We start from the raw sequence: 25,764 nt of genomic DNA, 5'->3' as shown, positions 1-25,764 counted from the left end.
CAGCCTAGTCGTTGCGTGTGATCACCCGATCGTGCGCACGGACGCCCCCGCGCATCCGCGGGTGGCCCGCGCGGGGAAGCGATACCCGGGGGCCGCCGACGACACGAAGGATCCGAGGACAGATGACCGCACACGGCCACGACCTCCGAGCCCCGCTCTGCCTGGTGACGGGTGCCACGGGGTACATCGGCGGCCGGCTCGTGCCGGAGCTGCTCGCCGCGGGGTACCGGGTGCGCTGCCTGGCCCGCTCCCCCGAGCGGCTGCGCGACCACCCCTGGGCCGGCGAGGCCGAGGTGGTGCGCGGGGACGTGACGGACGCCGCGTCGGTCGCGGAGGCGATGGCCGGCGTCGAGGTCGCCTACTACCTGGTGCACGCCCTGGGCACCGGCGAGGACTTCGAGGACACCGACCGGCGGGCCGCGCGGATCTTCGGGTCGCGGGCCCGCGCCGCCGGGGTGCGCCGCGTCGTCTACCTCGGCGGACTCACCCCGCCCGGCGTGCCCGAGCGGGAGCTGTCGCCGCATCTGCGCTCCCGCGCGGAGGTCGGCCGCATTCTCCTCGGCTCCGGCGTCCCCACCACGGTCCTGCGGGCGGCGGTGGTCATCGGCTCCGGCTCGGCCTCGTTCGAGATGCTGCGCTACCTCACCGAGCGCCTGCCCGTCATGGTCACGCCGAGCTGGGTGCGCACCCGGATCCAGCCCGTCGCGGTGCGGGACGTGCTGCGCTACCTCGTCGGCAGCGCCGGGATGCCCGCCGAGATCAACCGGACCTTCGACATCGGCGGTCCGGACGTCCTGACGTACCGCGACATGATGAGCCGTTACGCCGCCGTGGCGGGCCTGCCGCGCCGGCTGATCCTGTCCGTGCCGGTGCTCACCCCCGGCCTGTCCAGCCACTGGGTCGGCCTGGTCACGCCCGTGCCGGCCGCCATCGCACGGCCGCTGACGGAGTCGCTGCGGCACGAGGTGGTCTGCCGCGAGCACGACATCGCACGGTACGTGCCGGACCCGCCGGGCCATCCCGTCGGCTTCGACGAGGCGGTGCGGCTGGCCCTGCAGCGGGTGCGCGCCGCGCAGGTCACCACCCGCTGGTCCTCCGCCTCCCTCCCCGGCGCTCCCAGCGACCCGCTGCCCACCGACCCCGACTGGGCCGGCGGAAGCCTGTACACCGACGACCGCGAACTGCCGGTGGACTCCTCGCGTGCGGCCCTCTGGCGGGTGATCGAGGGCATCGGCGGCGACAACGGCTGGTACTCCTTCCCGCTCGCCTGGGCGGTGCGCGGATGGCTGGACCGGCTGGTCGGCGGGGTGGGGCTGCGCCGGGGCCGGCGGGACGCGGCGCGGCTGCGGGTCGGCGACTCGCTGGACTTCTGGCGGGTCGAGGAGATCCAGCCGGGGAGCCTGCTGCGGCTGCGGGCGGAGATGCGGCTGCCGGGCCTGGCATGGCTGGAGATGTACGCCGAGACGGACGGCGCCGGCCGTACCCGCTACCGCCAGCGCGCCCTGTTCCACCCGCACGGGCTGCTCGGCCAGGCGTACTGGTGGGGCGTCTCCCCCTTCCACGCCGTGGTGTTCGGGGGCATGGCCCGCAACATCGCCCGGGCCGCGGCGGCGGAGTCCCGCGGGGCGACGTCGCCCGAGTCCCGCAGGGGGACGCCCGCCGCCTGAGTCCCGCGGGACGGCCGCCGTGCATCCGCCGGGCGCACCGACGCGGAAGCACCCGGTGGACCCCTCACCTCATCCGGAGTCAGCGTCATGAACGTCTCGGTCGTCCTGTTCACCTCCGACCTGCGCCTGCACGACCATCCGCCGCTGCGCGCGGCCCTGGAGGGCACCCGGGAGGTGGTGCCGCTGTTCGTGCGGGACCGTGCCGTCGACGGCGCCGGGTTCGCCGTCCCCAACCGGCTGGCGTTCCTCTCCGACTGCCTGCGGGACCTCGACGCGGGGCTGCGGGAGCGGGGCGGCCGGCTCGTGGTCCGCTCCGGGGACCTGGTCGCGGAGGTGTGCCGGGTGGCCGCCGAGGCGGGCGCCGACGAGGTGCACCTGTCGGCGGACGTGAGCGCGCACGCGCACCGCCGGGAGGAGCGGCTGCGGCACGCCCTGGAGACCGAGGGGGTGCGCCTGCACGTCCATGACGCGGTGACGACCGCTGTCGCGCCCGGCGTGGTCACGCCGTACGGTTCCGACCACTTCGCCGTGTTCACGCCGTACTTCCGGCGGTGGTCGGAGCAGCGGCCGCGGGACGTGCTCGACGCGCCGGGGACCGTCCGGGTGCCGGACGGTATCGGCTCGGAGGAGCTGCCGTCGTACAAGGGCGTGTCGGAGGGGCTGGCCCCGGGCGGGGAGACGGAGGGGCGGGAGCGGCTGGCCGCCTGGCTGCGCGGCGGGCTCGCCCTGTACGCGGACCGGCACGACGACCTGGCCGGCGACGCGACCTCCCGCCTCTCGCCCCACCTGCACTTCGGCACGCTCTCCCCCGTCGAGCTCGTGCGGCGGGCGCGCGCGGTGGGCGGCCCGGGCGCCGAGGCGTTCGTACGGCAGCTCGCCTGGCGCGACTTCCACCGCCAGCTGCTGGCGTCCCGCCCGGACGCGTCCCGCGCCGACTACCGCCCGCGGCAGGACCGCTGGCGTACGGAGCGGACGGCCCGGGCGGAGATCGATGCGTGGCGGGAGGGCCGTACCGGCTACCCGGTCGTGGACGCGGCGATGCGGCAGCTGCGCCACGAGGGCTGGATGCACAACCGTGGCCGGCTGCTGACCGCGAGCTTCCTCACCAAGACGCTGTACGTGGACTGGCGGATCGGCGCCCGGCACTTCCTGGACTTCCTGGTCGACGGGGACGTGGCCAACAACCAGCTCAACTGGCAGTGGGTCGCGGGAACCGGCACGGACAGCCGGCCCAACCGGGTCCTCAACCCCGTCACCCAGGCCAAGCGGTACGACCCCGACGGGACGTACGTCCGGCGCTGGGTGCCCGAACTGGCGGGGATCGCGGGGCCCGCGGTGCACGAGCCGTGGAAGCTGCCGGGCCTGGACCGCGCGGCGATCGACTACCCGGATCCCCTCGTCGAACTGTCCGAGGGGCTCGCCCGGTTCAGGCGGGCGCGCTCGCAGGACTGAGGACGCGCAACGACGCGGTCGGACCGCATGCGTCCGCCCACGCCGACGCAGGCTTCGAGCACGCGGACGTCGAGGCCCGCGGTGAGCAGGTCCCGGACGCACGCGAGTCCGGCGACGCCCGCTCCGATCACGAGGACGTCCGGGGGGTTTTTCCTGGCCATGGTCACGTCCGTGCCCTTCGTCGAGCGGCCGGTGGTGGGATCACCGCCCGCTGACACTTCCCGTCGCGCCCGTTGGGCGGATGCGGCCGCGGGACTCAGACGGGCGAGGCACTCGGGCTGGTCCGTCCGGGCCGGTCGTCGACGGGCAGCAGGCCGGGCCGCTTGGCCGTGCGGCCGTCACCGGAGGAGCGGCCCCGCAGGCGACGGCCGAGCCAGGGGCCCAGGAAGGCGGCCGCCCAGCGCAGTTCGCCGAACCCGGCGCGCCATCCGGCCGGGGCGGAGGACGACGGGGCGGGCAGGGGGTGGGTCCAGGAGTCGTCGCTGCCGGGGACGCCGAGGGCGTGCGCGACGGCGGCGGCGATCCGGGCGTGGCCGAGCGGGGAGGCGTGCAGCCGGTCAGGGCTCCACAGGCGCGGATCGGTGACCACGTCGTGACCGCGGGTCTCGGCCACGACGACACCGTGTCGTCCGGCCGCTTCCCTGATGCGGGAGTTGAGGGCGAGGACGCGCGGGGCGAGCGGGCGGGCGAGGGGGACGAGGCGGGCGACGTCGGGGAAGGTCACGGTGGCGACGCGGGCGCCCTGCGCGGTGAGCGCGGCGAACGCCGCCTCCAGGTGGCCGGCGACCTCGTCGGCGTCGAAGCGGGGCCGCAGCAGGTCGTTGACGCCGGCGACCACGGTGGCCAGGTCGGGACGCAGGGCGAGGGCGGGAGCGAGCTGCTCGGCGCGGACCTGCCTCGCGCGCCGGCCGCGGACGGCCAGGTTGGCGTAGCGCAGACCGGGGTGGTGGTGCGCCAGGTTCTCCGCGAGGCGGTCCGCCCAGCCCCGCAGGCCGGTGTCGTCGTCACCGTCGCCGAGTCCCTCGGTCTGGCTGTCACCGAGAGCCACGTAGCGCGTGTAACGGATCCACGTGCCGGTCATGGACAGCCCCCTGTTCGCCGGTCGACCGGGGCAGCATACTCACTTTTTTGACTACTCAGGTAGGGGGTCACTGAGCAGACGGGGCAGAGGGGGGGACGGCTCCGGCAACGGGCGACCGCAGCGGCTGGGTGGCGCAAGGGTGCCGGCCGAGGAGGAGAACGCGCCCGGACCGCCGCCTCACCAGGTGCGCCCGGCGCCCAGCACCAGGTCGCGGACGCGGGTGACGTCGGGGTTCTCCACGGCACCGGGCCGCTGGACGAGGAAGCCGGTGTTGATCGGCGGGTCGTCCGGTTCGTGCAGGGCGACGAGCGCACCCGAGGCCAGCTCGGCGAGGCAGAGGTAGCGGGGCAGCACCGTGAAGCCCGCCCCGGCGACGACCGCCGCCAGCACCCCGCGCAGGTCGGGCACGGTCACCGCGGCGGGGCTCGACAGCCGCCGCCCGAAGACGTGCCGCCAGTAACGACGGGCGATCGGCAGGTCCTCCGCGTACGTGACCAGCGGCACGGACTGGAGCGCCGTGGGCAGCTGCGCGGCCGGCCGGTCCCCGATCCGGGCGGCCCACGCCGGTGCGGCGACCAGCACGAACTCCTCGTCCGTCAGGGGCGCCGAGATCAGGGTGCGGCCACGTGGGCGGGTCGTGGCGATGACGAGGTCGTGCCGTCCGGCCCGCAGCTCGTCGAGCAGCGGCTCGGTCAGACCGGTCGCCACCCGCAGCCGGACGCCGTCCGCCACCAGCGGCGCCAGGGCGGGCAGGACCCGGGCGCACAGCAGTTCGGCGGGCCCGGCGAGGTGCACCGGGTCGGCCCGGCCGGCCGCCGTCGGGTCCGGGCCGGCCACCGCGGCCAGTTCGTCGAGCGGGGCGGCGACCCGGGCCGCGAGCGCGTCGGCGACGGCCGTGGGGGCGACACCGCGCGGGAGCCGCTCGAACAGTTCCCGCCCGGCCTGCCGCTCCAGGGCGCGCATCTGCGTCGTCACGGTCGGCTGGGACAGGCCGAGGGACTGCGCGGCCCCGGTGAACGAGCCCGAGCGGTACACCGCGAGGAAGGTGCGCAGCAGGTTGAGGTCGAGGTGCTGGGTGTGCTCCACCCGGCCCAGTATTCCCTTGCACTCCATTACGTTTCCAATGCCTGCCATTGGAAGTTCCATTGGATCCCTATGGGTGACGGGGCCTACTTTCGGAGACACGACACGCTGACGTTCCGCATCCGGGACGTCAGCACCGACACCGCGGAGACACACCATGGCAAAGATCCTGTTCGTGATGACCGGCGCCGACCACTGGACGCTCGCCGACGGCACCCGGCACGCCACCGGCTTCTGGGCCGAGGAGGCCGTCGCCCCCCACCAGGCGTTCCGGGCGGCGGGGCACGAGGTCGTCGTGGCGACGCCCGGCGGAGTCGTCCCGCCGGTCGACAAGGGCAGCCTCGCCGCCGAGGCCAACGGCGGTCAGGAGGCCGCCGACCGGATCGCCGCCGGGCTCTCGGCCATGACCGAGCTCGAGCACCCGGTGCGCCTGGAGGACGTGGACCTCGACGACTACGCGGCCGTCTTCTACCCCGGCGGGCACGGGCCGATGGAGGACCTGGCCGTCGACGCCGACTCCGGCCGGCTCCTGGTCCGGACGCTGGAGTCGGGCAAGCCGCTCGGGGTGGTCTGCCACGGCCCCGCCGCCCTGCTGGCCGCGGTGCGGGAGGACGGCTCCAACGCGTTCGCGGGCTACCGAGTCGCCGCCTTCACCAACGCCGAGGAGCTCCAGGCGGGGCTGGGCGAGCAGGCCCGGTGGCTGCTCCAGGACCGGCTGACCGAGGCCGGCGTCGACGTGCGGGTCGGCGAGCCGTGGGCACCGCACGTGATCGTGGACCGCAACCTCGTCACCGGCCAGAACCCGGCCTCCTCCGAGCCGCTCGCCGCCGAGCTGCTGAAGAAGCTGGGCTGACCGTGGGCGCCGACCGGCTCCCCGAGGTCCTGGACGCCACGTACCAGTGCCTCACCCGGTACGGCGTGCGGCGCACCACGATGGACGACATCGCCTCGACGATGGGCGTCTCCCGGTCGGCGGTCTACCAGTACGTTCGCAACAAGGACGACGCCTTCCGGCGGCTCGCCGCCCGGCTGCACGACCGGGCCCTGGAGCGGGCCCGGCGGGCCGCTGCCGCACCGGAGGTCCCGTACGCCCAGCGCGTGCGGGGCGTCCTGGCCGCAAAGCTCGACCTGGTCCTGCGGCTCGCCGGGGACTCCCCGCACACCGCCGAACTGTTCGACGACAAGGGCCGCCGTTTCGGCTCGCTGTGCGCCGCGTTCGGCACGGACCTGCGGGGCCTGCTGGTCGGCCTGTTCACCGAGGCCGGCACGGCGGACGGCGTCACCGCGGCCGAGGCGGCGGACATCTGCCTCGCGCTGGTCGTGGGCCTGCAGGACGTGCCGGACGCGCGCCGCCTGCTCGCTCCGGCGGCCGACGCAGTGGTGGCGGGGCTGCTCGGCGAGGAGCGCCGCTGACACCGGGGCGCCGCGCGAGCCGGCACCGGGACGCGGGAACACCGGACGCCGGGACGCAGAGACACCGGGACGCCGGGACAAGTCGGTGGGACGTGGGCGCGACCACGTTCCGCCGGCCGGCCCGCCGCAGCACGCCGGACGCCAGGACGCAGGACGCAGGACGCAGGACGCAGGACCATCAGACTCCGGGACTGGCACCGGCTCACGCCGGGACGTCGTACCCGCCACACCGGGACGTCGTACCAGCTGACGCCGGAAGGTCGTACCAGCTCACGCCGACACGTCGGACCGGTTCCCGCCGCGCTGCGGGGCAAGGGAGGCCAAGGCCTGGCAGCGCGGGGCGCCTCACGTGAACGTCCGGGGACCGTCCCCCGCCTACGCGAGCACCTGCGCGCCGGACAGCATCTCCAGGGCCTCCCGGAGTCCGGTCGGCCGTGGCATCCCCTGCGCGGCGCGTCCCGCCCAGCCGGGACCGCCGAGCACGACCGTCGGCCCGCGCCGTGCGCCGTGCACGCCCCACCGCGTCTCGGCGACGTGCCGGGCCAGCGCCAGACTCGCCGTGGAGCGGGCCTGCGCCCACAGGACCACCGCTGACGGCCCCAGGCGCCGCACCGCGGCCGTCAGCGCCTCCGCGGGCACGGCGGCGCCGAACATGCGGGTGGGGAGCCCGAGCCGGCTCAGCCCCGCGTTGAGCGCCTCCAACGGCAGGGTGTGCTGCTCGCCGGGCACGCAGGCCAGCACCACCGGCCCCGCGCCGCCCGCCCCCTCCCCGGGGACGGACCCTCCGGTGGCGCGGCGCAGGGCGGTGGAGACGTGCCAGGACAGCAGGTGCTCGACCTCGACGTACCGGTCGCCGGACGACGCCCACTTGCGTCCCACGGCGTGCAGGGTCGGCACCATCACCTCCTGCCAGGCGACGGTCAGCCCGTACTGTTCGACGGCCGTGCCCAGCTGCTCCTCGACGGCCGGCGCGTCGAGCCGTACGGCGGCGCGGGCGAGTCCCCTGCACTCCTGACGCACGTCGCCGCCGAAGGGGAGCGCACCGGCCACTTGGGACCGGCCCACGCCGTCCGGCACGCTGCCGGCCCGCGGCAGGGGGCTCGCCCCCGCTCCGCGACCGGCCTCCCTCGCCGCCCGCGCCGCCTCGGCGGGCGGCACCCCGGCCGTCGTCAGCCGGCACATCGCCTCCAGCACGGCCACGTCGTCCGGCCGCCAGCGACGGTGGCGTCCGTCGGCGCGGACCGCGGGTCCGATGCCGTACCTCCGGTCCCAGGACCGCAGCGTGGTGGGCGCCACGCCCAGTCGGCGGGCCAAGGCCCCGGTGGTCAGGCCGGGGTCGTCCGGGCTCGGGGACTCGCTCATGACTCGACGATACGACGCGAAAACGACGCATGTTGAGGCGCGGGCGCCGCGGCTCGCACGATGACGGCACGGGAACACCCCCGGACGACGTCCCGGCCCGCTGACAGGCCGCCCGACGTGAGGAGCCGCCGCCATGAGCCTGCCGTCCTGCGCCCTGGCCCCGCCCGCCTCCACCACCACCGAGGGCGCGCCCACCGCGGACCACCTGCCCGACGAGGAACTGGCCCGCGGCCTGGCCGCGGGCGACGAGGCGTGTCTGGCCGCCGCCTACCGGCGCTGGTCGGCGCTGGTGCACACGCTGGCCCGGCGTTCCCTGGGCGACGCCAAGGAGGCCGAGGACGTCACCCAGCAGGTGTTCCTCGGCGTCTGGCGCGGTCACGCGGGCTACCGGCCCGAACGCGGCACGGTCGGCGGCTGGATCGTCGGCATCACCCGGCGCAAGATCGCCGACGCCCTCGCCGCCCGCACCCGTCGCCGCGAGCTGGTCGCCTCGGCCGGGTCCGTCCTCGCCCTGGCCGACCCCGGACGCGACCGCCCCGAGACCGTCCTCGACCGCGTCCTGGTGAGCGCCGAACTCGCCAGGCTGCCGGCGCCCCAGCGGCAGGTGCTGCGGCTGGCCTTCTACGAGGACCTGACGCAGACCCAGATCGCGGCGCGCACCGGCTGGCCGCTGGGCACGGTCAAGAGCCACGCCCGGCGCGGGATGCACCAGCTGCGCCTGCGTCTGGAGCCGGGGACACCCTCCTGACCGGCTCCCGAGGTCCGCTCGCGGACATGTCGACGCCCTTTCGACGCACGAACGCTGCATCGAATGCCTCCGATCGCGGCGCGGACTCGATACGCCCGAATCGCAGCCTCCGAGCCTCAGCATCGAATGCCCCCGAATCGCACCGGGCGGCGGCGCGGATCAGTGCATCCGAAGCGCGCGCACCGACGGAAGTCCTTCCCGCGGCGTCCCGTCCCCTCGGGCGCCGCGGCGGGAGCGCGGCCCCGCTCCCCCTCGCCCCCGGAGAGGGTCGGTACGCTCCGGGGGCGAGCCCCCGCCCGACCGGCACGGCCCGTCCCACCTCCCACACCCAAAGAGCGGGCAAGCGCAGAATGGACCTGCGCGGCGCTTACCGCACACCGCACCACAGACGCGGTCGGCCTGCGAGTCGAAGGAGACGAGTCATGGCCAACGCCTCGCCCACCAGAGGCGACATGTCGACTCACCCCGATGTACCCGAGATGCGGTCGCGGTACGACCGCGTCCTCGGTGGTCGTGATGTGGCGCTCGTGGACGGACCGGTGTTCCTGCTCGGTCTGTACTGCGCCGTGTCCCCGTGGATACTCCACTACACCGCCGGCCAGCCCGCGCTCGTGGTCCACAACCTGGTCGTCGGCATTGCGCTCGGCGTGCTGGCACTCGGATTCACCGCGGCTCCGGCCCGCATGTACGGCCTCAGCTGGGCCATGTGCGCGCTGGGCATCTGGATGATCATCGCTCCGTGGGTCGTCGGAGACAGCCCCGACGCCGGTGTTGTCGTGAACAACGTCGTCATCGGCGCCTTCGCCCTGCTCCTCGGGTTGCTGTGCGCCGGTACGGCGGCGAAGAGCGTCCCCAGGTCGTAGCCACCCCGACACGGTCGACGCCACTCCCGGCACACGGGAAGGCGGCCCGGTCGGCCCACGAGCGGGCCGGCCGGGCCGCGTCGCCCCACGAGGCGCTCAGGGCACGTACACGTACGGCGTGGTCGTGCTCAGGGCCGCGAGGCCGAGCCGCTCCAGAATGGGGCGGCTCCGGTCGGAGGCGTCGACCTGGAGGTAGCGGTAGCCGCGGTCGGCGGCGACCCGGGCGCGGTGGGCGACCAGGGCCCGGTAGATGCCGCGGCCGCGCCAGCCCTCGACGGTGCCGCCGCCCCACAGGCCCGCGAACCGTGTCCCGGGCACCAGTTCCATCCGCGCCGAGCTCACCGGCTCGTCCCCGGCGAGGGCGACGACGGCGACGACCGTGTCGGGGTCGGCGGCGAGGCGGGCCAGCAGCTGGTGGCGCAGCCGTGAGGCGTCCGTGCCGAACGCCCTCTCGTGCGCGTCGGTCACCAGACCGACGCCGGCCGGGTCGGTGACGGGGACGATCCGCACGCCGTCGGGGAGCGCGGCGTCGAACAGCAGGTCCCTGGTCTCGCCGATCATCAGCGTCTCCTCGGGTTCGGACGTGAACCCGGCCCTCGCGAGCCGCTGTCCGAGGTCGGCGGGACGGTCGTGCCCGTAGACCTTCCACTCGAACCCGTGGCCGAGTGCGGTGTAACGGGCGATCTGTTCGGCGATCGCCGTGTCCGCGTCGGCCGTGTCCAGGCCGGACCAGACGACGCCGTTCCAGCCTTGCGCGGAGGCGACCTGGCGGGTCACTCCGGCGGTGCGTTCGATGCGGGCGTCGGGGCCGTCGGGGTGTGCGCCCCGGCGCATGTCGCGGTCGTAGAGGGCGAGTACGGCTGTGTGGTCCATGGGCCCACCCCAGCATTCCGGCCCGGCCGTCTCCACTCATTTACCGGGCTCACGGGGCGTTCGCGTACGGCGACCGCGGGACCGGGCCGGCGGTTCCTCGGCGCCCGAGGGCGGGCTCCGGGGGAGCAGCCCGCCCCGCGACCGACCGCGCGGGCGTGGGTCAGCGCTCCGTGCCCGGCCGGGACCGGCGGTAAAGGATCGCGCCGCCGAGGATCAGGGCCGTGCTGCCCAGGAGCACGGGCGCGGTGGCGTCGGCCCCGGTGTGGGCGAGGGAGGGGACGCCCGCCTGGGCCGTCGGCGCCTGGGGCGCCCCGGCCTGCGGGACGGTGTCCGGGGAAGCGGGGGCCGGCCGGGAGGCGGCGGGCGGGGTGTGCCGCACCGGGGGCTCGGCCGCGGGTGCGGGCCCCCCGTCCGAGGTGTTCACGGACTGGTTGCCGAACGCCGGGTTGCCGATGCCGACGACGTTCACGCTGTTGCCGGTGGCGTTCAGGGGGAGGTCGACGGGCAGCTCGACGTTGTTGCCGGAGACGGCGCCCGGCGAGTGCGCCGTGTCGCCGGTCGCCGTCGCGCCGCCGCCGGTCGCCGTCGCGCCGCCGCCGGACGTCGTCCGCGCGGCGGTCGAGCCCCCGTTGACGCAGCTGTTGCCGACGGCGGGGTTCAGCAAGCCCCCCGCGTTCACGGTGTTCCCGCAGAGGTTCACCGGGACGTGCACCGGCAGCTGGACGCCGTTGCCGGAGACCAGCCCGGGCGAGCCGGCCGCGGAGCCGTTGGCGGCGGAGTCGGCGAACGCGGGCATCGTCATGGCCATCGCGCCCGAGGCGGCGGCGACGGCGATCACACCGTTTCGGGTAACCCGTCTCATGGGTCCCTGCCTTCCAGACATGGTCGCGGGCGCTCGCCCGCACCCCGTAGAACGCGACCCGAAGCGTCCGAGTTATGCCCATTCGGTCTTTCACCCCATCGGGCGTCACCGCGTCGAACACGCGGCCCCCGGTTCCCTGGCCCCGGCGCGCGCGCAGCGTAGCGCCGCTGCGGAGCTCCCGGAGGCGGCCCCCGCACGGCCCGCCTATGGTGGGCGAGGGCGCCGGTTCCCGGTCCGCTGTGGGGCGCCCCTGGAGGCACTGATGCTGGCCAAGCTGTCGAGACGGCCCCGGCCGCGACGCTGTGCGCTCGCCGCGGCCGCCGTACTGACCCTGCTGGGCGCCGGACTGCCGACGGCGACCGCGGACACACAGCGTGACCGTGATCCCGGCCTGTCGCGGTTCTACGAACAGAAGGTCACGTGGAAACAGTGCGAGGGCGACGGGATGCCCGACGATCTGCAGTGCGGCAAGGTGACCGTCCCCCTCGACTACGCGCGCCCCGAGGCCGGAACCCTCGACCTGGCGCTCGCCCGCTACCGGGCCACCGGCGACAAGCGCGGTTCGGTGCTGCTGAACTTCGGCGGGCCCGGCGGCCCGGGCGTCCCCACACTGGCGTACGACGGCAAGGACTTCATGGACCTCACCGACGGCTATGACGTGGTGTCCTTCGACCCGCGGGGCGTCGGCCGGTCCTCGCCGGTCAGTTGCGGGGACGGTGAGCACGACGCGTTCGCCGCCCTCGACGACACCCCGGCCGACGTCGACGACCCGCGGCTGCTCCTCGACCGGCTGAAGAAGGCCGCCGCCGCGTGCGCCGACCACTCCGGGCCCGTCCTGCCGCACATAGGCACCGTCGACGCGGCCCGCGACCTGGACGTGATGCGCGATGCGCTCGGCGACAAGAAGCTCAACTTCCTGGGGTTCTCCTACGGCACCCGGCTCGGCGCGGTGTACGCCGCCCAGTTCCCCGACCGGGTGGGCCGGCTCGTCCTGGACGGCGTCGACACGCTCACCGAGCCGCTGGCCGAGCAGGGCATCGCGAGCGCCCGGGGGCAGCAGGTGGCGCTGGAGGACTTCGTCGACTGGTGCGCCGACGACATCGCCTGCCCGTTCGGGCAGGACCCGCGCAAGGGCCGGGAGGAGGTCGTACGGCTGGTCCGCTCGCTGGACGAGGACCCGGTGGCGACGGACTTCGGCGAGGAGTTCAGCGGGCAGGACCTCGTGGGCGCCATCGGGCAGGGGCTGTACAGCAAGGACCTGTGGCCGTCGCTGGAGCGGGCGCTGGCACAGCTCGTCGAGCACGGGGACACCAGCGGGGTCATGGCGTTCGCGACCGGGGGCCTGGCGCTGCCGTTCCGGGACCCGGGCGGCGCCGAGCCCACCGGGGGCCTGGTGGACGAGGAGGACATCCCGCTCGACAACCTGCCGGCGGCGCTGATGGCGATCAACTGCGCGGACGACCCCGACCGCCCCACCGCCGAGCAGGTCACCGCCGACCTGAAGCGGCTGCGCGCCGCCTACGAGAAGGCGTCACCGGTCTTCGGCCGGTACCGGCTCACCCAGGTGCTGATGTGCTACGGCCGGCCCAAGGGGACCGACTACATCCGCGAGCGGGTGAAGGACCTCGACACGCCGAGGATGCTGCTCATCGGCACCCGGGGCGACCCGGCGACGCCGTACCACTGGACCGTGGAGACGGCGGAGCGGCTCGGGCCGTCGGCCGTGGTCCTCGACAACCGGAGCGAGGGACACACCGGGTACGGCTCGTCGAAGTGCGTGCACCGCAAGGTCGACGACTTCCTGCTCCACGGCTCCCTGCCGCCGAGTGGCAGCTCCTGCGGGGCGGACGAGGACGGCTGAGTGCTCCGCTACCTCTCACTGCTGCTCGTCGCCCTCGCCGCGGCCGGGGCGACGGCCGCCTCGTACGCCCTGTCCGCCTGGTGGTGGTGCGCGGCCGGGCCGCTGCTGGCGCTGACCGGGCTGGGCTGCCGGTGCCCGGTGCGGCGCCGGGGCGCGGTGCCGCGCGTCTCTCCCCCGGCCGGTCGTCCGCACGGCGGGCGCGCCGTCGTCCGGGAGCGTGCCGGGGAGGTCGACGTGTACGCGGACGGCCACGAGTTCCTGGTGCCGTCCCTGCGCCCGGTCGAGCCGCCCGAGGAGCCGCCGGTGGTGCGGGTGGGCGGGCCCGACTGCCGGCAGCCGTACGACATGGCGTTGCTGAACGTGTCCGGGATGAGCTTCGGGGCGCTGTCGTCGCGGGCGGTTCTCGCGCTCAACCAGGCTGCCCGGCTGGGGCGTTTCGCGCAGGACACCGGGGAGGGCGGGCTGTCGGAGCACCACCTGCGCGGGGGCGGGGACCTCGTCTGGGAGATCGGGACGGGGTACTTCGGCTGCCGCACCGGCGACGGTGGTTTCGACGCCCGGGTGTTCGCGGACAAGGCGGCGCTGCCGGAGGTGAGGTGCGTGTCGCTGAAGCTCTCGCAGGGGGCCGCGCCGAGCGGTGGCGGGGAACTGCCCGGAGTGAAGGTGAGCGCCGCGGTCGCGCGCGAGCGCGGGGTGCCGGCGGGCGAGACGGTGGTGTCGCCGCCGCGTCACCGGGTGTTCTCCACGCCCCGGGAACTGGTGCTGTTCCTGGCGCGGATGCGGGAGCTGGCGGGCGGCAAGCCGGTCGGGTTCAAGCTGTGCGTCGGGTCGCGACGGGAGTTCCTGGCACTGTGCAGGGCGATGGTGGCGGAAGGGGTGACGCCGGACTTCGTGGTCGTGGACGGGTCGGAGGGCGGGACGGGCGCGGCGCCCGCGGAGTCCGCCGGCCGGCTGGGCATGCCGCTCACCGAGGGGCTGATCACGGTGCACAACGCGCTGGTCGGCGCCGGTCTGCGGGACCGGATCCGGATCGGGGCGAGCGGGAGGGTGGCCACCGGCTCGGACATCGTCCGGCGCCTCGTCCAGGGCGCCGACTACACGAACGCGGCCCGCGCGATGATGCTCGCCCTCGGCTGCGTCGAGGCCCGGCGCTGCCACACCGGCACCTGCCCCGCCGGCGTCACCACCCAGGACCGGTCGCGGGCGCGCGCCCTGGACGTCGGCGACAGGTCACGACAGGTCCTCCGCTACCAGCGGGCGACGGTCCGCGGCGCCGTCCGGATCATGGCGGCGATGGGCGTACGGGAGCCGGTCGGACTCGGCCCCGCCCACCTGGTGCGGCGGACGGGGCCGACGACGGTCCGCTCGTACGCGGAGCTGTACGAGTGGCTGGAGCCGGGCGCTCTGCTGGCCGGGCCGCCGGAGTCGTGGGCGGCGGACTGGAAGGCGGCGGACCCGGACTCCTTCAGCTAGCGGGGGTCACGAAGGCGTCGATCGCGGCCGTCAGCTCGGCGGGCTTCTCCACGGGGAGCTCGTGGCCCGCGTCGAGGATGCGGACGGTGGCGTCCGGATAGGCCTTGGCCATCCGCAGCATCTGCCGCACCGGCAGCTGGATGTCGTGGTAGCCGTGGATCATCAGGGTCGGGGTGCGGATCTCCCCCGCCCGGTCCAGGACGTCGAAGGCCCGCATGGCGCCGTACAGCGTCATGACCACCTCGCGCGGGGTGTCCGCGGAGGATGCGACGTACCGGCGGATCTCCTCGCGCGGGTAGCCGGGGGCGAAGGCGCGCTGGATGTTGGCGGCGACGAACAGCTTGAAGGGGACGAGGGTGGAGACGGCCATCAGCAGGCCCCTGCCCCGGCTGTAGGCCATGCGTCCGATGGAGTTCACCAGCACCATCCGCTCGACGCGCTCCGGGTGGGCGAGGGCGACGGTCTGGGCGATCATCCCGCCCATCGAGTGGCCGACGAGGACGAACCGTTCGATCTCGAGGTGGTCGAGGAGGGCGAGCACGTCCCCGGCCAGCTCGCCGATGGTCTTCACGCCCGCCCCGCCGCTCTCCCCGTGCCCCCGCAGATCGAGCCGGATCACCCGGCGACGCTCGGAGAAGTACGCCACCTGGTGGTCCCAGCGGTGCCGGTTCGCCGTCCAGCCGTGGACGAACACCAGGGGGACCCCGCCGCCGCGCGGGCCCTCGTCGTCGTACGTCAGGGTCGCGCCGTCGACTTCGAGCTGCGGCATGGGTGCCTCCTGCGGTGCGGTGCCGTCCGGTTACTGCCGCGTACGGTAACCGGCCGCCGCGTCCGGCGTCACCGTCGGGTACCAGGGAAGTCGAGGATGCGTCCGGGGACGTCGGGGGCGGCGGCCTCGCGCGGGCAGGGGCCGGAGAAGGCGGCGTCGAAGCGGTCGACGCCGTCGAGGGAGCCGCCGCGCGGGGTGGAGGCCTTGCCGGTGACCTCCGGGGCGGGGCGGGGGAAGCCCCTGAGCGCCCCAACCGCCGGGCGCCGCCCCGGAGATGAGGTCCTGTCCTGCGTCGAGGGGCCGCCACGGCCTCGCCGGCCGCGTCGAGGCCCCCCACCGCGACGGGGACGGCCCGTTGCGCCGTCGGCGCCGCCGTCCAGGAGAGGGCGGCGGTGCGGCCGGGATGCGGTGCTGGTGGGCGTCTGGGCGGAGAGTCGCAGGTCCGCGAGTGGTGCTCGCGTCCGTCGACGACGGTGAGGTCCGCACGTCCGGGGCACGTCATGCCCCGGGGACGAATCGGACCTATCGTGCTGATATGGAGCACGCACTCAGCCCCGCGACCCTCTCCGCACTGCGCCGTCCGCGCCCCTACCCCGCGGTGTCCGTGCTGACCCCGACGCACCGCCGCGAACCCGACAGCACCCAGGACCGGGTGCGACTGCGCAACGTCGTGACCGAGGCCAAGAAGCAGCTGGAGACCGACCCGTCGGTCACCCGGGAGCGGCGCGTCGACGTCGCCGAGCAGCTCGACCGGGCACTGGCCGAGATCGACCTGACCCACACCGAGGACGGCCTGGTGATCTTCGCCGCGCCGGGCGAGCACCAGGTGTGGTCGCTGCCCCGCCCCGTACCGGAACGCGTCGTCCTCTCCGACACCTTCCTCACCCGCAACCTGGTCTCCGCGCGGGCCGCCGAGCGGCTGTTCTGGGTGCTGTCGGTCTCCGCCGACCGCGTCACGCTGTGGAACGGCGGCCCCGGCCGGGTCACCGAGGCGCGCACCGGCGGCTTCCCGCTGGTCAGGAGCCGGGAGAACTTCGACGCCGAGCGCATGGAGCGGATCGGCGACCTGCCGAGCACCTTCCGCGACGAGGGCACCCGCCACTTCCTGCGCGACGCCGAGACCGCCATGGCCCGGCTGTTGCGCGAGAACCCGCGCCCGCTGTACGTCACCGGCGAGCAGGCGGCGTTGTCCCTGCTGGACGAGTTCGGCGGCGTCACCCGGGACGCGGTGCACGTCCCGCACGGCGGCCTCACCCACGCCACCCCGGACACCGTGTGGCAGGCGGTACGCCCGCTGCTCGACGAGGAGGCCCGCCGGGACACGAACGCCGTGGCCCGGGAGCTGGACTCCGCCCGCGGGCACCGGACCTTCGCGGCCGGCGTCGACGAGGTCTGGCAGAACGCCCGGGAGGGCCGGGTCCGGCTGCTGGCGGTCGAGGAGAACTACCGCGTGACGGTCCGCGACGACGGCGACCACCTGACCCCGGCCGCGAGCGGCGACCTGGACGCCCGCGACGACATCGTCGACGAGATCGTCGAGCAGTGCCTGGAGACGGGCGCGGAGGTGCGCTTCGTCCCGGACGGCACCCTGGGCGAGGCGGAGGGCATCGCGGGGGTACTGCGCTACTGAGGCGGCCTTGTCCGGCGCTCCCCCCGGCGGCGTACGCTACGGCGTGATCACCGGCCGGGAGGGAGAGGGCACGTGGGTGACCTGCTGGGCGTGGCGGTGCTGGGCGCCGGACACATGGGCGCAGACCACATACGGCGCCTCGACCGGGTGGTGAGCGGGGCTAGGGTCGCCGCGGTGGCCGACCTCGACTCCGCCCGCGCCGAGGAGGCCGTCGCCGGGATCGACGGGGTCTCGGTCCACACGGAGGTGGAGGCCGCCCTCGACTCCCCCGGCGTGGAGGCCGTACTGATCGCCTCGCCCGGGCCCGCGCACGAGCAGGCCCTGCTCGCGGCCTTCGCCCGCGGTCTGCCGGTGCTGTGCGAGAAGCCGATGGTGCCGGACTCCGCCGGCGCGCTGCGCGTCCTGGAGGCGGAGGCGAGGCGGGGACGGCGGCTCGCGCAGATCGGCTTCATGCGGCGCTACGACGCCGAGTACCGCAGGCTCAGGGCCCTGCTGGCCGACGGGCGGCTCGGTCGGCCCCTGATGCTGCACTGCACCCACCGCAACGTCTCCTCACCCCCCGGCTTCACCAGCGCCATGCTGATCGACAGCTCGGTGTCGCACGAGATCGACGCGGCCCGCTGGCTGCTGGGGCAGGAGCTGACGGCGGTCACGGTGGTGCGGCCGCGCCCCTCGTCCGGCGCGCCCGAGGGGCTGCTCGACCCTCAGTTCGTACTGTTCGAGACCGACGGCGGGGCCCTGGTCGACGTGGAGGTCTTCGTCAACTGCGGCTTCGGCTACCAGGTGCGCTGCGAGGCCGTGTGCGAGGCGGGCAGCGCGCGCATCGGCGACGACCACGGCATGCTGGTGACCGCGCGCGGCTCCGCCGGTTCCGACGTGCCCCAGGACTACCTGGTCCGGTTCGCCGAGGCCTACGACCGCGAGGTGCAGGCCTGGGTGGACGCCACCCGCCGGGGCGGCGTCACCGGCCCGACCGCCTGGGACGGGTACGCGGCCTCCGTCGTCGCCGAGGCCGGGGTCCGGGCACTGGAGAACGGCACGCGTGTGGCCGTCGAGCTCGCCCCGCGCCCGGACCTGTACCGCTGACGCCGCAGGACGGCTCAGACGTTGCCGAGGAGCGCGTTCAGCCCCCGGTCGACCGCGGCGGCGACGTCCTCCCGCCCCGGCTCGACCACGGCGTGAGTGCGCAGCAGGAAGCGGCGCAGGGCGGCCGTGTCGAACTGGAGCATGGCCAGCCCGAGCGGCGAGTGCAGCTCCATGACCGTACGGGCCCGGCCGCACGGCCAGATCTGCACGTCACCGGTCCCGGCCGGCCCGCGCAGCCCCTCCTCCAGCAGCGCACGGCCGAAGGTCCAGGTGACGGCCTCGCCCTCCAGACAGGCCTCGGACGGGAAGTCTAGGTGCACGGCGAGCGGGTCGTCGGAGGTGTAGCGGAGCGTGGCGGACACCGGCAGTTCCCGCTCTCCCGTGGTGATGAGCTCGGCACGGGCGGGCTGTTCGACAGTGACGTGGGCGAGGTCCATGGTCGGTCTCCGCAGCGTTGAGAAGTCGGCCGTTTCGGGTGCTGCTTGTAGGACCTCACAGGGGCGGTTCGCATTACGCGAAAGCAGGGGTGAATTGATGTGAGCTGCGTCACGAGTACAGGGGCCGACCCCGGAGGGCGCCACAGGCATGGAACACAGGGCCGTCGAACACGCGGAGGAACCCGGTCGCGCGCCCTTTCGAATCCCCCAAGTCGCGTACGCCGTCTACGATTTGCCCGAGCCCCAGGCGTACGTCATTCACACCGCACAATGCCTCCGTGAAGACTGTGGCATATGCCAGACGCATCACCGTATCGTGTGTTGCCAAATCCCTTACACCGCGTCGCGGGCTGTGCAACAGTCGTAACGGCCCTTCCGTCGCCCTTGGTCGTCCCGTCCCCCGCATCGGAGTGCGTCATGCCGCCCCATCTCTCTGCGGACCGCCCAGCCGCCCAGCCGCCAGGACGCGGCTCGGTCGACGCGCTGATCACACAGACGCGCCGACTCAAGGGCGAGGTGGACGCCGTACGACGGGACACGCAGAGTGACGACACAGACCCCCGGGAACGCTGGCAGCGCGCGCTCTACGACCTGGCGCTGCATCAACTCGACGATCTCGACGCGCACTTGGCCGAACTGCGGGACGGCCCGCCCACGGTTCAGGACGCACCCGCGCCGCCCCCTCCCCGGCCCGGCGCCCTGCTCAGCCGGGTCGGCAGCGCGGAGTGGAACCTGCTGACGGACGAGGCCGTCTGGTCCGCGGAGCTGTACGAGCTCCTCGGCCGCGACCCGGCCGCACCCGCGCTCACCCTCGACGAACTGCCCTCGCTCGTCCACGAGGAGGACCGCCCGAAACTCACCGCGATGGTGACCGACTGTCTCGTCGACGCCCGGCCCATCGACGGGGAGTTCCGGGTCGTACGGCCGGACCACGAGGTCCGGACCGTGCACATGATGGGCGAGCCCGTGCTCGACGCCGACGGCAGCACCGCCTCCATGTGGGCCGTACTGCGCGACGTCAGCGAACTGCGCCGCGGCCAGCGGGCGGTGCGCGAGACCCGTGACTCGCTGCAACGCCAGCGGTACCAGGCACAGACCGAGCACCGGCTCGCGGTCGAGCTGCAGGAAGCCGTGCTGCCGCCCCGGCGCGGCTCCCTGCGGCTCCCGCACCAGGGCCCCCGTCACCTCGACATCGCCGCACGCCATCTGCCCTCCCGCACCAGCTCACCGATCGGCGGCGACTGGTACGACGCGCTCGAACTCTCCGACGGGGAGATCCTGTTGAGCGTCGGCGACCTCACCGGGCACGGCCCCGCCGTCGCCTCCACCATGGCGATGATGCTGGGCGCCCTGCGCGGCATGGCCATGGCCGGCACCCAGCCGTCCCAGCTGATGTCCTGGCTCAACCAGTTACTGGACGCGGGCGCCCAGCCCGCCCTCGCTGGTGCCGTCTGCTGCCGCTACCGGGCCCGGACCCGCACCCTGATGTGGGCGCAGGCCGGAATCCCCGCCCCGCTGCTGTTCCGCGACGGGACGGGGCGCCGGCTCGGCGCACCGGACGGCGTCCTCCTCGGCGCCACCTCGAACGCCGCCTACGGACAGGCGGAGGAGACCCTCCGGGCGGGCGACCTGCTCCTGCTGCACACCGACGGGCTGGTGCCCCACACCGACGCACCGGCCGACCCCGCCCCCCTGCTGGACCTGGCCCCGCGCTTCGACGCGGCGCACACCGCACAGGAGTGCGTGCGGGTGGTCGTGGAGGAGTTCGGCACGGGCGACCGCGAGGACGACGCCTGTGTGCTCGTCGCCCGGGTGACGCCGTAACGGACCGGGGGAGACCGCGACACCGGCCCCACCGACCGGGCGGCGCAACGGGCCAACGCCTGCCCGACCCGTACCGGAGGACCCAGACGCCTGACGGACCGGCCTGTCCCGGCGGGCCTACGCCTGAGCGGCGCTCCCGCCCCGGCCTCCCCTCGGCTTCGGCAGCGCCTGCCGGATCTCCTCCCGCAGCTCACTGATCCTCGGGTAGTCGGAGTACTCCGCGGTGAGCCGGTACATCTGGCGCAGCCGGTCCCAGGTGCGGCGGGAGGAGTTCGACCCCATGGACATCAGGGCCAGCCGGGCGTACCGGTCCGCCTGTTCGGGGTCGTCCGCGATGAAGCAGGCCGACGCCATGGACAGATGGTCGAAGATCTTCGACCGTTCCCGCCCGTCGACGCGCAGCGCCAGCGCCTTCTCCGCGTAGTACTGGGCGTGCGCGGCCGCCCCCGGCTCGAACTCGGCCAGGGTGCGGTAGGCCAGGGCCTGCATGCCGTACAGGTCCTCGTCCTTGAAGGTCTGCATCCAGGAGGGCGGTTCCACATCGCCCTTGTCGGAGACGAACAGGTCCTCCGCCCGGCCCAGGGTGCGGCGCATGGCCTGGCCCTTGCCCATGGACGCCTGCGCCCAGGCCTCGATGGTGTGGAACATCGCCCGGGTCCGCGGCAGCACCTCGTCGCCGGAGCCGGACTGGGCGAGCTTCATCAGGTCGAGGGCGTCGTCGGGGCGGCCGAGGTGCACCATCTGACGGGCCGCCCGGGAGAGCGCCTCCCCGGCCCGCGGCCGGTCACCGCCCTCTCTCGCGGCATGGGCGGCGATGACGAAGTACTTCTGCGCCGTGGGCTCCAGGCCGACGTCGTGCGACATCCAGCCCGCGAGGACGGCGAGGTTGGCGGCGACGCCCCACAGGCGTCGCTGGAGATGAGGGGGATGACGGTAGGCGAGCATGCCGCCCACCTCGTTGAGCTGGCCCACCACGGCCTTGCGCTGGAGCCCGCCTCCGCGGGCGGCGTCCCAGGCTCGGAACACCTCGACCGAGCGCTCCAGTTCGTCGACCTCCTCCGTCCCGATGGGGGCGGCCTCGTAGCGGTCGAACCCGGCGGAGTCGGCGTGCACGAGGGGGTGGTCGATGACGGGAGCGTCGGCGGAGAGGGTGGGGTCGGTGTGCAGCCAGTCGTACATGGCACTGCTGAGTGCTGATCCCGCGGCGAGCGCGGCACCCGCGCCCACCAAGCCGCGTCGGTTGAGCATGAGGTCCATTCCCGTGAATTCGGTGAGGACCGCGGCGGTCCGTTCGGGCGCCCACGGCACGCCGTCGGGATGTTCCGCACTCCCGCCGCCCTGCCGTTTCCCCGTACGCCCGTGCCGGACCAGACCGAGATCCTCGATGGTCACGACACGGCCGAGTCGCTCGGTGAACAGAGCCGCCAGCACCCGCGGCACCGGATCGCGCGGGATCTCTCCCATGTCGATCCACCGCCGCACCCGGGAGGTGTCCGTCGCCAGCTGGGGGTGGCCCATGGCCGCCGCCTGCCGGTTGACCAGCCTCGCGAGTTCGCCCTTGGACCAGCCGGCCAGGCCGAACAGGTCCGCGAGCCGGGTGTTGGGTTGTCCGCTCACGTAAGCCCCCAGGTTCTCGGCTGAGTTGACAGTAGCCCGGTGAAAGTTGCCGAGGGACTATTCGCCAGGGTTTCGCCAGGGTCCGCCAGATGGTGTGCCACTGGGCCATGGGTGTCAGGTAGGAACGCGCCACCCCGCCCCGGTCACCGAGGGACATTCCCCAGGGTGCACCCGGGAGACCGGGCCGGGCAGCGCTTTGACGTCGCAGGCACACGAAGGGATCTGTCTCGCCCATGTACGCAGCATCGTCCTCCGTGTCCGCCCCGCCCCGGTCGCTGCACACCCGCCCGGGCGGCGGCGGCCCCTACCTCGACCCCGCGCGGTCGGCGGCCCCCGTGCTCGGCACGGGCCGCGGCCGGCGTCCCGCGGGACTCGGCACGCAACCGCTCAGCGGGAGACTCGACTTGTCCGGCCCCCAGGGCGCCCAGCTGCGTACGGCGATCGCGTCGGTGCACCGGATCTGCCCGGAGTTCGCCCCGGTGCAGGTGCTGCGCCGCAGCGGCCGCTCCGTGCTCCTCGTCGGTACGACGGGACGCAGCACGGCCGTCGCGAAGTGTTTACTGGACCACTCCCCCGTCTGGTCCGAGCGGATCCGGCACGAGATAGCCGCGTACCGCACGTTCGTCCGGCACCGCCCCCCTGTGCGGGTGCCGAGGCTGATCGCGGCGGACCCGGACAACTGCACGCTCGTCGTCGAACGGATGCCGGGACGGGTGGCGGCCCTCCAGCGGCACCCGGCGGAGGCCCCGCCGCGCGCGGACATCAGGGCGGCGCTCGGCGCGCTCTGCCGGCTCAACGCCTGGCGGCCGCCGGCGGGCAACTTCGACGCGCCGCTGGACTACGCCGCCCGGATCTCCCGCTACCACGAGCTGGGACTGCTCACCGACCGGGACCTGGGGGACCTGCAGAAGCTGCTGCACGGCATCGCGGCGACCGCCGGCCGCCAGGGCATGGGCCAGTTCTGCCACGGCGACGCCCTCCTGTCGAACATCCTCGTCTCACCGGCCGGTCCAGTGCTGGTGGACTGGGAGCACGCGGGGTGGTACCTGCCGGGCTACGACCTGGCGACGCTGTGGTCGGTGCTGGGCGAGGCGCCGGCGGCGCGCCGTCAGATCAGCCAGATCGCGCAGTCGGCGGGCCCGGCCTCCCGCGACGCGTTCCTGGTGAACCTGATGCTGGTGCTGACCCGGGAGATCCGCACCTACGAGACGGCCGTGCAGCGTTCGATGCACGACACGACCCCGACGGCTCCCGGGGTGGCCCACCCGGGTGCCGCGCCGTCCGGCGAGGAGCAGCGGCTGCTGCTGCGGCGGCTGCACGACGACTGCCAGATGGCTCGCCGGGCCGTGCGGGCAGCGGTCGGCACTCGCTGAGGGGGAGGAGGTCCGCGGTGCGCCAGAGCGGCGGCGCACCGCGGACCTTCGTATGTCCGCCGGTGCCGGGGCGCGCTCACCGCTCGGCGGTCCCCCATTGGTGTGCTCCACCGACGCACGCAGGCCCGAAGCGCGCCGCGGGGGAACTCGCCGGACCCCTGGTGACATGGGAAAGGGCACTCGCGGCGGCATGATTGACGGATCGTCGGCAACCGGGTACCACTGCCTCACGCCCGGCCCCGCACGCCCCCGCACGTTCGTTCCAGGAGGCCGCATTGCGAGGATCCGTCACCCGCCCCAGATCTCTCCCCGGTCCTGCCCGCGCCCGCAGAGCCGCCGGCGCCGCCGCGTCGGCGGCTCTGCTGCTGCCGCTGATCGGCGCCACCCCGTCCACCGGAGTGACGAGCGACTCCACGAACGCCACCCCGTCCACCGGAGCGACGAGCGACTCCACGACCGGACTCCAGCGGGCGTTCGCCGCCGCGGCCGCCGAGTACCGCGTGCCGCAGAGCGTGCTGCTGGGCGTGTCCTACCTCCAGTCCCGCTGGGACACGCACGGCGGAGCGCCGAGTGTGACCGGCGGCTACGGTCCGATGCACCTCACCGACGCCCGCACCGCCCTGACCACGGCCCCGCACCACAGCGAGGGCACGGAGGACCCCCGCGGTGACGACGCCCGCCCGCCCCTGCGCCCCGACAGGGCGCTCCCGGAGGACGCGGAGATCCCGGCCCGTCTGACCACGCTCCTCCAGGCCGCCGAGCTGACCGATCGCAACCCCGAGGAGCTGCGCACCGACCCCGCGGCGAACGTGGCCGGCGGCGCCGCCCTGCTCGCCGCCGCCCAGCGCGACCTCGGCGAACCGCTGAGCCCCGATCCGGCGGACTGGTACGGCGCGGTGGCGCGCTTCTCGGGCGCCGACGACAGCGCGACGGGCGCCGCCTACGCCAACGACGTGTACGACGTGATCCGCACCGGCGCCGAGCGCACCACGGACGCCGGGCAGCGGATCGCCCTGCCCGCGCGGCCCGGGCTGGTTCCCGACACCACCCAGCTTCGGCACACCGGTCTGCGCATGGCCTCCGCCGCGGGGACCGAGTGCCCGAGGACCGTCTCCTGCGAGTGGGTCCCGGCGCCGTACGAGCAGCTCGGCGACGACGACTACGGCAACCACGACCTGGGCGACCGCCCGGACTCCCAGTCCATCAGGTACATCGTCGTCCACGACACCGAGGGCGGCTGGGAAGGGGTCGTCGACCTCGTCCAGGACCCCGCCTACGTGTCCTGGAACTACTCGCTGCGCTCCACCGACGGCCACATCGCGCAGCACGTGAAGGCGAAGGACGTGGCCTGGCACGCGGGCAACTGGTACGTCAACGCCAAGTCGATCGGCCTGGAGCACGAGGGCTTCCTCGCGTTCCCCGACTCCTGGTACACGGAGGCGATGTACCGGTCGTCGGCGCGGCTGGTGACGTACCTGGCGGCGAAGTACGGCATCCCGCTGGACCGGCAGCACATCCTGGGCCACGACAACGTGCCCGGCCCGACGACGGCGACCGTTCCGGGGATGCACACGGATCCCGGGCCGTACTGGGACTGGCGGCACTACTTCGAGCTGCTGGGCCGTCCCTTCGGGAGCACGGCCGACGGGAGCGGCGGGCTGGTGACGATCCTGCCGGACTACCCGGCCAACCAGCCGCCGTACACGGGCTGCGTCACCACGGGCGCACCGTGCGCGGCGCACGGCTCCAGCGCGGTGCGGCTGTACTCCGACCACTCGGAGACTGCCGCCCTGATCAAGGACGTCGGTCTGGGCACGACGCCGACGACGGGCGTGAACGACATCTCGTCGCGGGTCTCCACCGGCCAGCAGTACGTGGTCGCCGACCGGTGGGGGGACTGGACGGCGATCTGGTACCTGGGTCAGAAGGCCTGGTTCCGCAACCCTGCGAAGCGGCCGGCGGCCGTGCCCGCGTCCGGCCTGGTGGTCACCCCGAGGGCCGGCGTGGGCAGCGTCCCCCTCTACGGGCGCGCCTATCCGGAGGCGTCGGCCTATCCGGCGGGGGTCCCGGCCCAGGCGGTCTCACCGCTGCCGTACCGGCTGCCGAAGGGCCAGAAGTACGCGGTCGGTGACAAGGTGCCGGGCGAGTACTACTACGCGGTCACCTTCGCCACCGACGCCCACCGGGTCGTGGTCGGCAAGGACCTGTACTACCAGATCCAGTACGGGCACCGGGTGGCGTTCGTCCGGGCGGCGGACGTACGTCTGTCGGCGGCGTAGACCCGGGCCGG

Annotated in this window: 21 protein-coding genes and 1 pseudogene; 13 read left to right on the top strand and 9 right to left on the bottom strand. The window is 74.3% G+C overall.

The genetic code is table 11. The annotated features are described in order from the left end of the window. The first annotated feature begins 122 nt into the window (after positions 1 to 122). Positions 123 to 1,667 (top strand): SDR family oxidoreductase, encoded by a 1,545-nt coding sequence (locus tag ACIBBD_RS17330; RefSeq protein ID WP_399420255.1) that lies wholly within the window; start codon positions 123 to 125, stop codon positions 1,665 to 1,667. Between the two features lie 87 nt (positions 1,668 to 1,754). Further along, complete coding sequence (locus tag ACIBBD_RS17325; RefSeq protein WP_399420254.1) at positions 1,755 to 3,119, top strand: cryptochrome/photolyase family protein; 1,365 nt, start codon at positions 1,755 to 1,757, stop codon at positions 3,117 to 3,119. A gap of 14 nt (positions 3,120 to 3,133) precedes the next feature. Here ACIBBD_RS17325 and ACIBBD_RS17320 read toward each other — a convergent pair. From ACIBBD_RS17320 to ACIBBD_RS17310, 3 genes and pseudogenes are all read right to left on the bottom strand, one after another. After that, a pseudogene (locus ACIBBD_RS17320) lies at positions 3,134 to 3,280 on the bottom strand (NAD(P)-binding protein); the annotation flags it as partial. Positions 3,281 to 3,375: 95 nt separating this feature from the next. Next, positions 3,376 to 4,200 (bottom strand): SGNH/GDSL hydrolase family protein, encoded by an 825-nt coding sequence (locus ACIBBD_RS17315; RefSeq protein ID WP_399420253.1) that lies wholly within the window; start codon positions 4,198 to 4,200, stop codon positions 3,376 to 3,378. A gap of 177 nt (positions 4,201 to 4,377) precedes the next feature. Beyond that, complete coding sequence (locus ACIBBD_RS17310; RefSeq protein ID WP_399420252.1) at positions 4,378 to 5,313, bottom strand: LysR family transcriptional regulator; 936 nt, start codon at positions 5,311 to 5,313, stop codon at positions 4,378 to 4,380. A gap of 127 nt (positions 5,314 to 5,440) precedes the next feature. On the opposite strand from ACIBBD_RS17310, the gene ACIBBD_RS17305 reads away from it, so the two are divergent. Next, entirely contained in the window at positions 5,441 to 6,136 is a 696-nt protein-coding gene (locus ACIBBD_RS17305) for a type 1 glutamine amidotransferase domain-containing protein (RefSeq protein ID WP_399420251.1), read from the top strand. A gap of 2 nt (positions 6,137 to 6,138) precedes the next feature. Next, positions 6,139 to 6,696, top strand: coding sequence for a TetR/AcrR family transcriptional regulator (locus ACIBBD_RS17300; protein WP_399420250.1), 558 nt, complete (start codon positions 6,139 to 6,141; stop codon positions 6,694 to 6,696). A 375-nt stretch (positions 6,697 to 7,071) separates the two neighbouring features. Here the strand turns inward: ACIBBD_RS17300 and ACIBBD_RS17295 are convergent, their stop codons facing one another. Continuing rightward, a complete protein-coding gene (locus ACIBBD_RS17295) occupies positions 7,072 to 8,058 on the bottom strand; it encodes a MerR family transcriptional regulator (protein WP_399420249.1) in 987 nt (328 codons plus the stop codon). A gap of 133 nt (positions 8,059 to 8,191) precedes the next feature. Here ACIBBD_RS17295 and ACIBBD_RS17290 point away from each other — a divergent pair, with 133 nt between their 5' ends. Both ACIBBD_RS17290 and ACIBBD_RS17285 read left to right on the top strand, forming a co-directional pair. Then, positions 8,192 to 8,806 carry a sigma-70 family RNA polymerase sigma factor gene (locus tag ACIBBD_RS17290; protein WP_399420248.1) on the top strand — a complete coding sequence of 205 codons (615 nt, stop codon included), beginning with the start codon at positions 8,192 to 8,194 and terminating at the stop codon, positions 8,804 to 8,806. A gap of 422 nt (positions 8,807 to 9,228) precedes the next feature. Continuing rightward, complete coding sequence (locus ACIBBD_RS17285; protein WP_399420247.1) at positions 9,229 to 9,669, top strand: SPW repeat protein; 441 nt, start codon at positions 9,229 to 9,231, stop codon at positions 9,667 to 9,669. Positions 9,670 to 9,765: 96 nt separating this feature from the next. On the opposite strand, the gene ACIBBD_RS17280 is transcribed toward ACIBBD_RS17285, so the two are convergent. Together ACIBBD_RS17280 and ACIBBD_RS17275 are read right to left on the bottom strand one after the other, a co-directional pair. Then, entirely contained in the window at positions 9,766 to 10,542 is a 777-nt protein-coding gene (locus ACIBBD_RS17280; protein ID WP_399420246.1) for a GNAT family N-acetyltransferase, read from the bottom strand. Between the two features lie 160 nt (positions 10,543 to 10,702). Continuing rightward, on the bottom strand, positions 10,703 to 11,404 hold the full coding sequence (locus ACIBBD_RS17275) for a chaplin (protein ID WP_399420245.1): 702 nt from the start codon (positions 11,402 to 11,404) through the stop codon (positions 10,703 to 10,705). 262 nt (positions 11,405 to 11,666) lie between these two features. Here ACIBBD_RS17275 and ACIBBD_RS17270 point away from each other — a divergent pair, with 262 nt between their 5' ends. Together ACIBBD_RS17270 and ACIBBD_RS17265 are read left to right on the top strand one after the other, a co-directional pair. Continuing rightward, positions 11,667 to 13,265: an alpha/beta hydrolase gene (locus ACIBBD_RS17270; protein ID WP_399420244.1), complete on the top strand. Its 1,599-nt coding sequence runs from the start codon at positions 11,667 to 11,669 to the stop codon at positions 13,263 to 13,265. Continuing rightward, positions 13,266 to 14,738 (top strand): glutamate synthase-related protein, encoded by a 1,473-nt coding sequence (locus ACIBBD_RS17265; RefSeq protein ID WP_399420243.1) that lies wholly within the window; start codon positions 13,266 to 13,268, stop codon positions 14,736 to 14,738. Here the strand turns inward: ACIBBD_RS17265 and ACIBBD_RS17260 are convergent. Beyond that, entirely contained in the window at positions 14,731 to 15,507 is a 777-nt protein-coding gene (locus ACIBBD_RS17260) for an alpha/beta fold hydrolase (RefSeq protein WP_399420242.1), read from the bottom strand. The genes ACIBBD_RS17265 and ACIBBD_RS17260 overlap by 8 nt on opposite strands. Before the next feature lie 535 nt (positions 15,508 to 16,042). Between ACIBBD_RS17260 and ACIBBD_RS17255 the strand changes: the two genes are divergently transcribed. Together ACIBBD_RS17255 and ACIBBD_RS17250 are read left to right on the top strand one after the other, a co-directional pair. After that, the gene (locus ACIBBD_RS17255; protein ID WP_399420241.1) at positions 16,043 to 17,137 is read left to right on the top strand and encodes a chemotaxis protein; all 1,095 of its coding nucleotides are present in this window, start codon (positions 16,043 to 16,045) and stop codon (positions 17,135 to 17,137) included. A 72-nt stretch (positions 17,138 to 17,209) separates the two neighbouring features. Beyond that, the gene (locus ACIBBD_RS17250; RefSeq protein WP_399420240.1) at positions 17,210 to 18,223 is read left to right on the top strand and encodes a Gfo/Idh/MocA family protein; all 1,014 of its coding nucleotides are present in this window, start codon (positions 17,210 to 17,212) and stop codon (positions 18,221 to 18,223) included. Positions 18,224 to 18,237: 14 nt separating this feature from the next. Here ACIBBD_RS17250 and ACIBBD_RS17245 read toward each other — a convergent pair whose 3' ends face one another. Further along, positions 18,238 to 18,660, bottom strand: coding sequence for an SsgA family sporulation/cell division regulator (locus ACIBBD_RS17245; RefSeq protein WP_399420239.1), 423 nt, complete (start codon positions 18,658 to 18,660; stop codon positions 18,238 to 18,240). A 417-nt stretch (positions 18,661 to 19,077) separates the two neighbouring features. On the opposite strand from ACIBBD_RS17245, the gene ACIBBD_RS17240 reads away from it, so the two are divergent. Next, on the top strand, positions 19,078 to 20,484 hold the full coding sequence (locus ACIBBD_RS17240) for a PP2C family protein-serine/threonine phosphatase (RefSeq protein ID WP_399420238.1): 1,407 nt from the start codon (positions 19,078 to 19,080) through the stop codon (positions 20,482 to 20,484). A gap of 117 nt (positions 20,485 to 20,601) precedes the next feature. On the opposite strand, the gene ACIBBD_RS17235 is transcribed toward ACIBBD_RS17240, so the two are convergent. Next, on the bottom strand, positions 20,602 to 22,101 hold the full coding sequence (locus ACIBBD_RS17235; RefSeq protein ID WP_399420237.1) for a hypothetical protein: 1,500 nt from the start codon (positions 22,099 to 22,101) through the stop codon (positions 20,602 to 20,604). A 233-nt stretch (positions 22,102 to 22,334) separates the two neighbouring features. Between ACIBBD_RS17235 and ACIBBD_RS17230 the strand changes: the two genes are divergently transcribed. Beyond that, positions 22,335 to 23,474, top strand: coding sequence for an aminoglycoside phosphotransferase family protein (locus ACIBBD_RS17230; RefSeq protein WP_399420236.1), 1,140 nt, complete (start codon positions 22,335 to 22,337; stop codon positions 23,472 to 23,474). A gap of 275 nt (positions 23,475 to 23,749) precedes the next feature. Further along, positions 23,750 to 25,753, top strand: coding sequence for an N-acetylmuramoyl-L-alanine amidase (locus tag ACIBBD_RS17225; RefSeq protein WP_399420235.1), 2,004 nt, complete (start codon positions 23,750 to 23,752; stop codon positions 25,751 to 25,753). Positions 25,754 to 25,764 lie beyond the last annotated feature (11 nt).

It is taken from the genome of Streptomyces sp. NPDC051315 (assembly GCF_044455165.1).
GTDB lineage: Bacteria > Actinomycetota > Actinomycetes > Streptomycetales > Streptomycetaceae > Streptomyces.
This window is presented reverse-complemented; position numbering and strand designations above follow the sequence as displayed.

What these genes read in the sequence shown, in the direction of transcription:
- ACIBBD_RS17245 (WP_399420239.1), bottom strand. Translation starts at nt 18,660, where the DNA reads ATGGACCTCGCCCACGTCACTGTCGAACAGCCCGCCCGTGCCGAGCTC.
- ACIBBD_RS17325 (WP_399420254.1), top strand. Translation starts at nt 1,755, where the DNA reads ATGAACGTCTCGGTCGTCCTGTTCACCTCCGACCTGCGCCTGCACGAC.
- ACIBBD_RS17230 (WP_399420236.1), top strand. Translation starts at nt 22,335, where the DNA reads ATGTACGCAGCATCGTCCTCCGTGTCCGCCCCGCCCCGGTCGCTGCAC.
- ACIBBD_RS17310 (WP_399420252.1), bottom strand. Translation starts at nt 5,313, where the DNA reads ATGGAGTGCAAGGGAATACTGGGCCGGGTGGAGCACACCCAGCACCTC.
- ACIBBD_RS17270 (WP_399420244.1), top strand. Translation starts at nt 11,667, where the DNA reads ATGCTGGCCAAGCTGTCGAGACGGCCCCGGCCGCGACGCTGTGCGCTC.
- ACIBBD_RS17275 (WP_399420245.1), bottom strand. Translation starts at nt 11,404, where the DNA reads ATGAGACGGGTTACCCGAAACGGTGTGATCGCCGTCGCCGCCGCCTCG.
- ACIBBD_RS17295 (WP_399420249.1), bottom strand. Translation starts at nt 8,058, where the DNA reads ATGAGCGAGTCCCCGAGCCCGGACGACCCCGGCCTGACCACCGGGGCC.
- ACIBBD_RS17290 (WP_399420248.1), top strand. Translation starts at nt 8,192, where the DNA reads ATGAGCCTGCCGTCCTGCGCCCTGGCCCCGCCCGCCTCCACCACCACC.
- ACIBBD_RS17240 (WP_399420238.1), top strand. Translation starts at nt 19,078, where the DNA reads ATGCCGCCCCATCTCTCTGCGGACCGCCCAGCCGCCCAGCCGCCAGGA.
- ACIBBD_RS17315 (WP_399420253.1), bottom strand. Translation starts at nt 4,200, where the DNA reads ATGACCGGCACGTGGATCCGTTACACGCGCTACGTGGCTCTCGGTGAC.
- ACIBBD_RS17285 (WP_399420247.1), top strand. Translation starts at nt 9,229, where the DNA reads ATGGCCAACGCCTCGCCCACCAGAGGCGACATGTCGACTCACCCCGAT.
- ACIBBD_RS17255 (WP_399420241.1), top strand. Translation starts at nt 16,043, where the DNA reads ATGGAGCACGCACTCAGCCCCGCGACCCTCTCCGCACTGCGCCGTCCG.
- ACIBBD_RS17305 (WP_399420251.1), top strand. Translation starts at nt 5,441, where the DNA reads ATGGCAAAGATCCTGTTCGTGATGACCGGCGCCGACCACTGGACGCTC.
- ACIBBD_RS17330 (WP_399420255.1), top strand. Translation starts at nt 123, where the DNA reads ATGACCGCACACGGCCACGACCTCCGAGCCCCGCTCTGCCTGGTGACG.
- ACIBBD_RS17260 (WP_399420242.1), bottom strand. Translation starts at nt 15,507, where the DNA reads ATGCCGCAGCTCGAAGTCGACGGCGCGACCCTGACGTACGACGACGAG.
- ACIBBD_RS17280 (WP_399420246.1), bottom strand. Translation starts at nt 10,542, where the DNA reads ATGGACCACACAGCCGTACTCGCCCTCTACGACCGCGACATGCGCCGG.